Source organism: Pseudoalteromonas sp. C2R02, assembly GCF_018860845.1.
GTDB lineage: Bacteria > Pseudomonadota > Gammaproteobacteria > Enterobacterales > Alteromonadaceae > Pseudoalteromonas.
The window spans coordinates 87,978-100,831 of record NZ_JAHKQC010000043.1 but is presented as its reverse complement, the minus strand read 5'-3'; the positions used below and the strand labels follow the sequence as shown (position 1 = coordinate 100,831).

10 protein-coding genes are annotated in these 12,854 nt (G+C 34.5%); 6 read left to right on the top strand and 4 right to left on the bottom strand.

From position 1 onward, the window contains the following. The first annotated feature begins 27 nt into the window (after positions 1-27). Positions 28-693, top strand: coding sequence for a 7-carboxy-7-deazaguanine synthase QueE (gene queE / locus KO527_RS21400; RefSeq protein ID WP_042149913.1), 666 nt, complete (start codon positions 28-30; stop codon positions 691-693). Between the two features lie 112 nt (positions 694-805). On the opposite strand, the gene KO527_RS21395 is transcribed toward queE, so the two are convergent. The 3 genes from KO527_RS21395 to KO527_RS21385 all read right to left on the bottom strand — a co-directional run bounded on the left by KO527_RS21395 (position 806) and on the right by KO527_RS21385 (position 6,285). Next, positions 806-1,690 carry a LysR substrate-binding domain-containing protein gene (locus tag KO527_RS21395; RefSeq protein ID WP_216042278.1) on the bottom strand — a complete coding sequence of 295 codons (885 nt, stop codon included), beginning with the start codon at positions 1,688-1,690 and terminating at the stop codon, positions 806-808. Positions 1,691-1,987: 297 nt separating this feature from the next. Next, complete coding sequence (locus KO527_RS21390; protein WP_216042277.1) at positions 1,988-4,387, bottom strand: EAL domain-containing protein; 2,400 nt, start codon at positions 4,385-4,387, stop codon at positions 1,988-1,990. 140 nt (positions 4,388-4,527) lie between these two features. Beyond that, positions 4,528-6,285, bottom strand: coding sequence for a collagenase (locus KO527_RS21385; protein ID WP_216042276.1), 1,758 nt, complete (start codon positions 6,283-6,285; stop codon positions 4,528-4,530). 147 nt (positions 6,286-6,432) lie between these two features. Here KO527_RS21385 and pyrC point away from each other — a divergent pair, with 147 nt between their 5' ends. Beyond that, positions 6,433-7,461, top strand: coding sequence for a dihydroorotase (gene pyrC, locus KO527_RS21380; protein WP_216042275.1), 1,029 nt, complete (start codon positions 6,433-6,435; stop codon positions 7,459-7,461). 88 nt (positions 7,462-7,549) lie between these two features. Here pyrC and KO527_RS26330 read toward each other — a convergent pair whose 3' ends face one another. Next, on the bottom strand, positions 7,550-8,587 hold the full coding sequence (locus KO527_RS26330; protein ID WP_216042274.1) for a DUF2235 domain-containing protein: 1,038 nt from the start codon (positions 8,585-8,587) through the stop codon (positions 7,550-7,552). A gap of 192 nt (positions 8,588-8,779) precedes the next feature. On the opposite strand from KO527_RS26330, the gene KO527_RS21370 reads away from it, so the two are divergent. From KO527_RS21370 to KO527_RS21355, 4 genes are all read left to right on the top strand, one after another. After that, positions 8,780-9,064 (top strand): hypothetical protein, encoded by a 285-nt coding sequence (locus KO527_RS21370; RefSeq protein WP_216042273.1) that lies wholly within the window; start codon positions 8,780-8,782, stop codon positions 9,062-9,064. 126 nt (positions 9,065-9,190) lie between these two features. Next, positions 9,191-9,685, top strand: coding sequence for a DUF411 domain-containing protein (locus KO527_RS21365; RefSeq protein WP_216042272.1), 495 nt, complete (start codon positions 9,191-9,193; stop codon positions 9,683-9,685). After that, entirely contained in the window at positions 9,685-11,106 is a 1,422-nt protein-coding gene (locus KO527_RS21360) for a TolC family protein (RefSeq protein ID WP_216042271.1), read from the top strand. Before KO527_RS21365 ends, KO527_RS21360 begins: the two co-directional genes overlap by 1 nt. Continuing rightward, positions 11,106-12,854 (top strand): efflux RND transporter periplasmic adaptor subunit, encoded by a 1,749-nt coding sequence (locus tag KO527_RS21355; RefSeq protein WP_216042270.1) that lies wholly within the window; start codon positions 11,106-11,108, stop codon positions 12,852-12,854. The genes KO527_RS21360 and KO527_RS21355 overlap by 1 nt, the downstream gene beginning before the upstream one ends.

Here is a 12,854-nt window from a genome sequence, read left to right as displayed (position 1 = left end):
TAGTTTATATCGAGAGCGAAAACCCTTTTGTACAAAATCAATGAAATATTCGAAACTATCCAAGGTGAAGCTAGTTTTACTGGTACACCTTCTATTTTTATCCGCTTACAGGGATGCCCTGTAGGTTGTTCTTGGTGTGATACCAAGCAGACTTGGGAAGCATCTGATGTTTATAAAGTTGATTTACAAAAAACAGTAGAGAAAAAAGCAGATTCAGAACTGTGGGCTGATAGCTCTGCTGAGAAAATTATTTCTTTAATTAAAGATAAAGGTTATCAGGCGAAACATATTGTGATCACCGGAGGTGAGCCATGTATGTTTGATTTGAACCCGATGTGCGAATTGTTACACGATAATGGCTTTTCAACGCAATTAGAAACAAGCGGCACTTTTGAGATTAAAGTACCAGAAAAAACTTGGGTGACAGTATCACCTAAGATCAATATGCGCGGTGGTTATCCCGTTTTAAAATCAGCAATGCTTAGAGCAAATGAAATTAAACACCCAATTGCGATGATGAAACATGTTGAAGAACTCGAAGATTTATTAGAGGAAATGGGTATTCAACCAGCATTAGTGTACTTACAGCCTATTAGCCAAAAAGCAAAAGCAACACGGTTGGCTGTAGATGTATGTATCGCTAAAAATTGGCGCTTATCAGTGCAAGTACATAAATATCTAGGCATTAATTAAGAAACTTGAAACCAAGTTTCTTAATTTGTTATTTTTACAGGTGGGTAATTATTTCCCCTAGCTAACCTGGCTTAATAAAATATCGCCTTGTGTCTTTTTACAAGGTGAGATTTTATCTGGTTGTTTGTTTACAAGTATTTATAAAGTGTCTGTAAACAGGATTATCTTTCATATTTTTTTTCATCGCCAGGTACATAGGACGTGTTAATCCTAAGGCACCTAAAGGTATTGATTTTATTAAACCTTGGCTCTCGTAAGGCGTGACTAACCAATCTGGTAATGCCGCAACTCCCATTCCAGCACTTACTAATTGAAAAATTAATAATCCTTGATCAACCGTTTTTAAATTGCCGTCATAGCGGGCATTTTGTATGAAATATTTAAATATATCTTGGCGTTGACGTGGGATAGGATATGAGATGATAGTCTCGTCTTTTAAATCAAGCGCCGTCACATAGGCTTTTTTAGCAAGCTCATGATCCGGTGATACAATTAATTTTAATTTGAAATCAAACATATGCGCATATTCTAGGTGCTCAGGTTCGCGCATGTCAGACGTTAAAACTAAATCAAGCTCATCATTTAATAATTCAGGTATCGCGTCATAACTAAAGCCTCTTTCATAATCAATTTTTATATCAGGCCAAAAGTTATTAAATTCTTTTATTGTAGGTAAAAGCCAATGAAAACAAGCGTGGCATTCAACACTGAGCCTAAGCTGAGAAATAGGCTGGTTTAAACTTTCTTTTATTCGACATTTTGTTGCTTCTACCTTAGGTAATACTTCTTGAGCAAGCTCAATCAATAGCATGCCTTGAGGTGTAAATCGAACTGGATGAGTTTTACGCTCAAATAGTTGGCAATCAAGCTTATTTTCTAGGTCTTTAATTTGGTGAGATAATGCAGATTGAGTTAAAAATAATTCGCGAGCAGTATTAACCAAAGAACCTGTTTCTTTGAGTGTTGAAAGTGTTTTTAAATGCTTTACATCAATCATCTTTAATTTTTCTCATCTTGTTGGTTGTATTTAATACGAACTCAAACATCTTATAGCGTATTTAATACTCTTTCAACATCTAGATGGCTATAACTTATAATTTATCTATACGAATTGTACTTTTTTTGTTCTAAATCCTGATTGGTAGTAATTTAATTCATTTTTGGTTTCTGTTTTTTATTTTTTCATCTCCAATATGCTGAATTTAATTCAACAGAAAGTTGTGTTTGAGTTGAATTAAACTAATTTAGAAGTGAATGGTGCAAAGAGAGTAGTGAAGTTGTTTTTTTGTTTAAATTAAATTTGTTTACCAAATAATTTAGCTGCATCCTTAGCATGCAAAGGTTTTGCTTTTAAATAGCCTTGACCGTAATTACAACTGGTAAGTTTTAATATATCTAGCTGTTCTTGTGTTTCAATTCCCTCAGCAACAACCTCTAAATTAAGTGACTCTGCTAAAGTTAATATAGCGTCTACAAGTGGGTTTTTATGGCCATTTTTTAGATTATCGATAAAACTTTTATCAATCTTTAATACTTGAATTGGCAATTGATGTAAATATCCTAATGCAGAATAGCCTGTACCAAAATCGTCTAAGTACAGTTTTAAGCCTAAAGATTTTAACCCTTCAATGATTTGCGTTGCTAATGATAGATTTTCAATTAAACCTGACTCGGTAATTTCAATACATAAAGAGCCAGTTTTTAACTGATATGTTTCATATAGCTTTCTTATAAAGGTGACAAAATCTAAGCTAGAAAAGTGTCTTGATGATACATTTACAGTAATTGTAAAGTCGTTTTTAGTTTGTGTTTGCCAAATTGATATTTGTTTGGCTGCTTGGTCAAGTAAATACAAATCAAGTTGTAATATTTGACCACTATCTTCAGCAGCCTTAATAAAATCGTTTGGTAAAACAAAGCCTTTAGTTGGGTGGTGCCAACGAACTAATGCTTCAAATCCTGTTACTAAATTAGTCGCAACCTCAAATATAGGTTGGTAAAAGAGTTCAAACTCATTATTTTCAATACCATTTTGTATGTCACTTTCTAAAATGGCAGCGCCTTTCATTTTATTGCGCATTGATTCATTAAATACCTGAGCTTGCCCTCGACCTAATGACTTTGCTTCATACATGGCGGTATCGGCACATTGCAATACTTGATATGCTAAGTCTGTTGAATTTATGGCATATGAAATTCCAATACTCGTGGAGGCCTTTAGAATATGACCATCAACTATGAGAGGCTCAGCTAAAGATGATTTGATCCGTGATACTAAGTTAGTAACTTGTGATTCGTTGTCTAAATCTTCCATTAAAATAGCAAATTCATCCCCGCCTAAACGAGCGAATGTATCAGCTTGGCGGATGTTTTCATTAATTTTTTTACAAATTGTAATTAGAAAATGATCACCTACTTGGTGGCCTAAAGTGTCATTTATAATTTTGAATCTATCAAAGTCTAAATATAATAAAGCATGGAATTTTAAATCGGGTTGCCTGTCTAAGCGGTTTATTCCTTGCTCTAAGCGATCAATCAATAATGATCTATTTGCAAGGCCTGTTAATTGATCATGCATGGCTTTATGAGTAAGCGCTTTATGTGTAAGTTCTTTATCTATCGCTAAACTGACTTGCCTGCTTATGTATGTCAAAATATCTTGATCGTGATGGCTATAAGCAATGTTATCATCATAGCTTTGGGTCACGATAAGACCATTAAATTGTTCATTTATTTCAAATGGCACGCCTAACCATGAATGAGGGGAGTCACCAACTAATTGAAAGTGTTTTTTTGCAACATGAGATTTAAAATCCGCTTTACTTAGCAACAAAGAGGTCTTCGTTTTTAGCATATAGGCAGAAGCTGTGTTATTGGTTTGTTCCGCAGAGAATACTCTTATATCTGAACTACGTATTCCAGCTTCTAGAATATAAGGTAACTCTAATTGTTTTGTTTTTTTATTAAATAATCCGATAAATAAATTTTTAGCATTAAGCAAGGAATTAATTATTTCATGAAGATTCTCGTAAAACTCAGCCATATTACAGGCTTCGTAAGTTAGATTGGCTATTTTTAGCAGTCCTTGCTCAAGCTTTTGTGCTTCATTGAGCTGAACAACGGTTTTATTTAAGTCGATTAATGTTTGGCATTGATTTATTTTTGTACTTAACATTAAAGCCACAGTTGTTAAAATTTCTAAATGACTTTCATTAAAATAATTTTTTTGTGGGTGCTCGCAGTCAATCACACCAACCACATTATTATTGTCGATCAAAGGTACGCAAATCTCTGACTTTGCGGGTGTAATATCCGGTAAATATCTATCACTAAGAGATAAATCATTGATCATTTGTGGTTGCCCTGAAACTGCAACATGACCTGTATTGCCTAAAGAAAAGGGAATTTTATTTTGTTTAATGTAATATTGACCATCATCATTCGTTTTACCCATCGCAGCTACTTGTTTTAACTCTTGTTTTTCATGATCAGCTAAATAGATAACACAATCAGGAAACCCAAGTTTACTAACAACTTCATTTACGACATAGCTGAACAGTTTTTCAAGGTTATTAATTTGAATTAAAGAGAGCGAGAATTGATTAATGATGCTTAGTTGGTGGGATTTTTGTTCTAAAGGATCTAATAAGTCAGATGGTTTAGTATTGTTATTTGCATCATTAACTTTAGGCATATCAAACATCATTAAGGGTAAAGTTTTATTATGATCATCATTGGAAGAATATTCAAATGAAAATACCTTATCATTTGTTATAGAAGTGTAAAGGCATGTGCTTAGCCTTTACACTTTTGCATACATACTAATGTATAGCTTTAAAGAATATGATTATGTTTTTGAGTTAGCTTTAAAGACTTTGGCATTAAATAATCGCGATATAAATATCTATATAACTTTTTAGGGCTTTTATCTTTTTTAACTTGAAAGTCTTTGTTAGCACCATTTTTTAGCTGTTTATCTAAAAATGCAACAAAACCAGCTTGATGTTTTTGAGCAAGGCTATCTAATTGTGCTTTATAACCATCAAAAAAATCATTTTTTAAATGTTGAGATAATAGCTGAACACCTTGAAGATCAACTTGGCTTAAATAGTTAATTGCTAAATATGACCATTTATATACGCGTTTACTCCCATCAGTATAGGTAGTCGCAAATATCTCTTCTAAAGTAGGCCATTCTTCTTTAGCAGTTTCTTTTGCTTCTTGGTAGGCTTTAGGGTTAACTTCTTGTCTTGAAACCAATTCAGCCAAGCCTTCGCTCCACCAGACCAAATGTGAAGGAAAATGACCAAAACTACCATATTTGCTAAAACGACCATCAAGGTAATGTACATATTCATGATTTAAGTTCCATACTTTAAAATCAGGACGTTGCCAAAATACCTCATAAGAATAAAATGTTGCTTGATTATCTGGGTCGCTCGGAGTGCCTTCGATATACATACCACCATTATCCGTATGGATATCAAATACCATTTGACCGTATTGATTATATTGGCTGTAATTATCAAAAATCACCACACGTAATGATTGATTATGATCATTTGCTGCTGGTTGTTTTTTTGTATTTAATAAAGAATGAAATTGGCTTTCTTGTGATGTTAACTTATTGCAGCTTGTTTCAAGTTGTGACTTATTCATGTCGTTGGCGCGAATAAATAAACTATCAGAGCATTGGTGATTGATAGGCAGTGCTTCATCAATTGTAGGGAATGAACATTTACCTTTAAAATCACTGTTGCATTGTGATAACCCTCTAAAGCTATTCACTAAATACCTTTGTGAAAATAAAAATTGCTTTTTATTCAACTCAAGTTCCATATTATCAACTAGTTGCCATACATGGATATCTAATTGCTTTTTAGCATCTTCATGTAATATTTTATGTTGATAAGCCAGTGCCCAAAGTGCATGTTCAGCTTGCCAACCGCTTTGTTTGGTTAAAGCTTTTAAACTCGGTAGCCAGTTTTGGTTTGCTAAAATTGCACCAGCAAGTACTTTATTGTTTTTAGCTTCATAGGTTAAAAAGGCCATAGCTCTGATCACTTCCCATTTAGCATACTGAGAAGGCGAGTCTTCAATATCAATAGGTAACTGTACAAGTTGCGATAAAGTATTTAAATGAGGTCCTACTTTAGCACTCAAAATATCTTGGTTATAAAAACGATAAAGGGCTACAGCGTAATGCTCAACTAATCGTGCGTTACTATTATGGTTTAGGTTTAATAAACCTGATTTATTTAAGGTCGTTAAGGCTTGTTCTAGTTGTAACCAACTTGAGTCGGTTATGTGCTTAGTATCTCCATAATAACTAAAACCACGCAGGAAATATAAAAGTGAATCAAGCTCTGAATTATTAAATTTATTTTCACTTAAATAAATGATGCGTTCAGTTACTTTATTTAAGTGCTCAGATGTTGTTAACTCAAAGCTCCAGTTGTCTTTAGCATCAAGTATTTGCATCACTTTAATATCAGCAGGTAATATTTCAGTATTCTCTGGAGTGCTGTTACAGGCACTTAGCACTGATAAACATAATGCGCTGCTTAAAATAGATAGTTTATATTTTATCATAGTGGTCTTTATTTTTTTTAATCTAATGCTGAGATTAACAGTAACGAATATTGTATACAATAAATTTGTTGTTAATTTGATTTGTTACTTTACAGGCATACCTAGACTCCATATGATCATATAAATTTATTTATAGAAGATAGAGCAATGACAAGTATCACTATAGTTCGTCCCGATGATTGGCACATTCATTTACGTGATGGCGATCAATTAAAAGACACAGTGCGCGATGTGAGTCGTTATATGGGCCGCGCGATTATCATGCCTAATTTAGTACCGCCAGCAACGTGTACTGAATCAGCATTAAGCTACCGTGAGCGCATTATGGCAGAAAAGCCTCAAGGGAACTTTAAACCTTTGATGGTGCTTTATCTTACGGATAAAACAACACCTGAAGAAATTAAAAAAGCAAAGGCAACAGGTCATATTGTTGCAGCTAAATTATACCCAGCTGGCGCAACAACTAATTCAGATTCAGGTGTGACTAGCGTTAAAAATATGTACCCAGTATTCAAAGCGATGCAAGAAGTGGGTATGTTATTGTTAATTCATGGTGAAGTTACAGATTCTGCTATTGATATTTTTGACCGTGAAAAACTATTTCTAGAGAGCGTTTTAGCGCCTGTGGTTGCTGACTTCCCAGAGCTAAAAATAGTACTTGAACACATCACAACCAAAGATTCTGTTGAGTTTGTAGAAGCTGCATCTGATAATGTAGCGGCAACAATCACAGCACATCACTTATTATATAACCGTAATCACATGTTAGCGGGTGGCATTCGTCCTCATTTTTATTGTTTACCAATTTTAAAGCGTAATATTCATCAAGACGCTTTAAATAAAGCGGCAACAAGTGGAAGCAAAAAATTCTTTTTAGGTACTGATTCTGCACCTCATTTAAAAGACAAAAAAGAAGCGTCTTGTGGTTGTGCGGGTTCTTACACTGCACATGCAGCAGTTGAATTATATGCAGAAGCATTTGATGCTGCTGGTGCGATTGATAAGTTAGAAGGTTTTGCGAGCTTAAATGGCCCTGATTTTTATAATTTACCACGAAATACAGATACGATTACTTTAGTTAAAGAAGAGTGGGAAGTGCCTGAGTCTTACCCATTAGGTAGCGATATAGTAGTGCCAATTCGCGCTGGAGAAACAATTCAGTGGCAAGTTAAATAATAAAACTGCTTTGCATTTTATTAAAGTCATTTAATGACGGCTATAGCGATTATTATAAAGCCTACTGTTTACAGTAGGCTTTTATTTTTTACACGCCTCTTAACCCTGTAATACCACATTTAACTTTTGAAAGACGGCCATTATCAGCCATGATTTGATAATTGGTGTTTCTTAAAGAGTGTGGTCTATAGTTAGTTACTTTTTTAAACCTTAAAGCAACACTATGATGAATTTTTGCATGATGGTTATCACAAGTTGTGTCTTGGTGGTTTACGCAAACTAATCTAGGAGATAACGTTCTGTCAGCAATAATTTGAGTACGCTGCTGCTGATGCATTATGCCCTCAGGAATAGGTTGAATTTCTAAATCATCCACACATAAAAAACTATCGCTTTGTTTAAGCCGGTTAAAATCAATTTCTTCAAGATTCAGGATATTTAAACCTTGCTGTCTGGCATGTAAACACATAAATTCTAAGCTGATATCCGATAAACCATCATACCAATAACCACCGCCAATATCTGAATGTACACCAGCAAACCATACCTCTAATACTCTGGGATCACGATTAAACAATACAGGCTGAAAAGCGACACGTTTTTCATCTAATGCAACTATATGCACCGCTTTTTCAATGTTACCCGCCAAAGTGCCATTTTCAAAAACAACATCACTGGCGGGGCGTGTCTCCATACTGAGATCAGGTGAACCAATAGAGGCTACGGTATCAAATACGCCTAAAAATTTGACCTTATGCGTTATTTGGCTAGCAAAGATGCGTGCTATGGCGGCACCTCGACTAAAACCAAAAACAAATATTTCATCACCTTCTTGGTAATGTTTCTCTACATCACGTTTAGCTTTAGTGATTATTGATTTTATATCAGAGAATGCAGGTGCAAAAAGAGAGTTAAACGTTTTTTGCAGCCAATTACCATAAGTGCCAACGCCAGAGTAGTAAAAGCTATGCTGGCCATATTCATCGTTGTGAGGTGAGTTAGTTAAACTGCCGCCAAAATAGGCGTGTAACTTTAAGATATTGCTAATGCTTAAATCGACTGCGTAATCCATGCTATCGCTAGGTTCGTTGCATGTACCATCAAAACAAAAAATAAATTTTTTCATTTTATAAGTTAGTTATTGACCGTTATTTAAACAAGTGTACTTGATAAATGGGTAAGAGTGATAATTTTTATGGCACTTTTTTGTATGTTCTGTATCCTAATAAAAGAATGTGTATCGGTGATTTAAATTTTGAATAAAAAAAGTCATATTTTTATAGTGTTATTTCTATTGATGTCCTTTATTGGTCAATCAATGGCAGATGCTATGGACTCGTGTCAATTTCAAAAATCAGAACATTTAACTTTACCAATGAATATGATGTCAGATATGGACCATTCAATGGAATCTATGTCTAAAATGAATTGCTGTGATGATAATGATCATTTATGTTCAATGAATGGCTGTGTTTCTATGGCTGTTACATCAATTTATGCATTTTCTCATCTTGATTTTGTATCACAAAAAATCAATCAATCTAGCTACTTTTTATATAGCCAATATCCTTCATCTTTATATCGCCCTCCGCTTAATAGCTAATTACAAAATAGATCCGTCTTAATTTTCTAAATTTATCTTAGAAACACTTTAATTGTATTTAGTGAGTCTTTTTCATCTTGAAAAGTAGCTCAAAACTATGACCAAACTTTGGTCTTTGAAGGCATTATGTATAAATCATTATTTTTATTACTCTCTTTAGCTGCAGTTATTGGTTGTGGTAATGACAAACAAACAAATATAACGACACAAATAAGTCACAGTAAAACACATATAACTGTATATAAAAGGGAATCATGTGGCTGTTGTAATGATTGGATCATGCATTTAGATAAAAATAACTTCCATACACAAGCGGTTAATGACGAAAACCTGACGCAATTTAAATTAGATAAAGGCATAGCGCCTAGATTTCACTCATGTCATACAGCAGTATCTACAGATGGTTTTGTTTTTGAGGGGCATATTCCAGCAAAATATATACAAACATTTTTGGCAAATAGACCTAAAAACGCAATTGGGTTAGCTGTACCTGCTATGCCTGCCGGTAGCCCAGGTATGGAGATGGGTGATAGATTCTCACCTTATAAGGTTTTATTGCTTAACAAAGATGGTACTTATACTACTTATGCTGAAGTTCTAACACAAATGGAGCAATATTAATGAATCAGACTATTTACAGTGCAAAAATTAAATATTTAATTGCTTTTATTCTATTAACTCATTTTAATTTATTGGCATCTTCGGAAGGTAGTGAATCATTACTCACTTTAAAAGCAAGTATTTTAAAAGCGCAAGAAAATGATCCTTGGTTATCTGGTAACCAACATCAACAAGATGCAGTGAATTCTTTAAGCATTGCAGCTGGTACATATGCAGATCCAAAAGTATCACTGTCTATGGCAAACTTACCCACGGATAACTTTAACTTATCCCAAGAAGGCATGACACAATTTAAAGTGGCAGTTGCACAAATGCTACCTCGTGGAGATAGTTTATCTCTTAAACAAGCGCAATTAAAATTAAGCTCTCAGCAATACCCATTTCAAAGAGAAAACCGAAAAGCTAAAGTGGCAGTGACTGTTGGGCAATTATGGTTAGATACTTTTAGAGTGCAACAAAGCATAAGGTTAATACAAGCTGATCGTGCTTTATTTGAGCAATTAACTGATGTCGCGCAAGCTAGCTATTCATCAGCGCAAGGTAAAACACGTCAACAAGATGTGATCAGAGCGCAACTAGAACTAACAATGTTAGATGATAGGTTAAATCAGTTATCACAACAGAAAAACCGTTATCAAGGTCAGCTTTCACAATGGCTCGCAGCCAAAAACTTAAATACGACACAATCAGTTAATTTTCATGATTTAAATTTAGGGGATTCTTTACCAACAGTAGCTTTATTAAAAGAAGATATTATTAAATCAAAGAACTGGCTTACACCAGATAAATTGGTCGAAAACTTTTATCAACATCCAAGCATAATGGCGATTGATAAAAAAATAAATGCCAGTACACAAGGCATAGCGTTAGCAAAACAAAGTTATGAACCGCAATGGGGTGTTAATGCCAGTTATGCCTATCGAGATGATGATCCTATGGGAAATAATCGCGCTGATTTATTTTCCATGGGTGTGACATTTGATTTGCCACTATTTACTGATAATCGTCAAGATCAACAAGTCAGTGCAGCTATATCACAAACTGAATCGGTTAAAACGGAGCGCTTATTATTACTTAGGCAGCTTATGGGTGCATATTCTAGTGGTAAAGGCCGCTTATTAAGATTAGAAGAAAGACAGTCTTTATATAACACTAAGTTACTACCACAAATACAAGATCAAGCAGAAGCTTCATTAACAGCATACACCAATGACGATGGTGACTTTTCAGAAGTTGTTCGGGCTCGTATTGCACAACTTAATGCAAAAATTGAGAGTTTAACGATAGAAACGCAAATACAAAAAGTGCAATTGGAGTTAAATTATTTATTTGTTAGTCAAGCTGAACAGATGTTGCGTTTTAAGAAAAATAATAATTTAGTCAGTTACAAAAAGACGCCAATTACATTAGGAGAGAAATAATGAATCCAATAATCAAACTTAGTTTAGCTGCAATATTTGGTGGCATCATTTCTTTTGTCATTACATCACAATTACAAACACCATCGACTATTAATGAAACGCAAAATGTTGAAAATAAACCTTTGTACTGGGTTGCACCTATGGATGCTAATTACAGAAGAGATAAACCAGGTCTATCGCCAATGGGCATGGATTTAGTACCTGTTTACGCTGACGGTGCATCAAATTCCGATTCTGGACCGGGGACCATTAAAATTTCTTCTGATGTGGTAAATAACTTAGGTGTTAGAACCGGCAAGGCAAAAGTGAGTGAATTACATTTAGAGATTAAAACTGTTGGCTATGTGAAATATGATGAAGACCAATTAGTACATATTCACCCTAGAGTTGAAGGTTGGGTTGAAAACTTATTCATCAAAGCTTTAGGTGATCCAGTTACTAAAGGTGAACCTCTTTATTCTTTATATTCACCTGAGCTTGTAAACGCGCAAGAAGAACTTTTGTTGGCGCTAGGTCGTAAAAATAAGCGTCTAGTAAGGGCAGCAGAAGATAGGTTAACGGCATTACAATTACCAAAATCAGCAATAGAAAATATCAAAAAAACAAGAAAAGTGGCGCAAACCATTACCTTTTATGCACCGCAATCTGGTGTTGTTGAAAACTTAAAAATTAGAGAAGGCTTTTTTGTTAAACCTGGTACGAAAATTATGTCAATCGGTGCATTGAATGAAGTGTGGGTTGAGGCTGAGGTATTTGAAAGGCAAGCAAATCAAGTGAAAAAAGGCACTTCGGTTACTATGACATTAGATTACCTACCTGGTCGTGAATGGGTTGGCAAGGTTGATTATATCTATCCAACATTAGATGAAAAAACACGTACAGTAAAAGTCAGGCTACGATTTGACAATAAAGATTTAATGCTTAAACCAAATATGTTTGCACAGGTCATTATTCATGCAAAAGGCAGTGAAGCATTATTAATTCCAATTGAAGCATTGATAAGAACAGGTAGTCAAGATCGTGTTGTGTTGGAACTAGGTGAAGGTCAATTTAAATCAGTTGCTGTTAAAGTGGGTCGTTTTGATGATAAATCTGTAGAGATTATATCTGGCTTAATTGAAGGAGATGACATAGTCACTTCTGCACAGTTTTTACTGGATTCAGAATCAAGTAAAAACTCAGATTTTAAACGTATGTATCATGATGAACAACCAAGCTCTGTTTGGGTTGAAGCAAGTATAAATAGCTTGATGGCAAACCATAATATGATAAATGTTGACCATCAACCAATTAGTGACTGGGATTGGCCACAAATGACAATGGATTTTATGGTATCGCCTAAAGTTGATTTTTCAAGTTTAGAAGTTGATATGGTTTTACATATTGAAATAACCAAAGATGAAACTGGCAGCTTTGAAATTACCGCTATTCACATTCCCGAGCAGCAAAATGAAAACGCTAATAGCACTGCAAGTGTTTCAGGTGTGATCAATACAGTAATGGCAAAGCATAAAATGTTGAATATTAGCCGAGGTCCGATTGAAAAGTGGGATCGCCCAGCTGCAACTCTAGATTTCATGATCGCAGACGATATTGACATGTCTAAGTTAACTTCAGGTATGTCAGTTGATTTTACTTTTGAGATTAATAACGGTGAATTTATTATTACTGAGTTGGTAGTCTCTGAGCATAAAATGATAAATGAACAAGCTGTTGCACCTAGTTCAGCTGAACACAGTAATCATTAG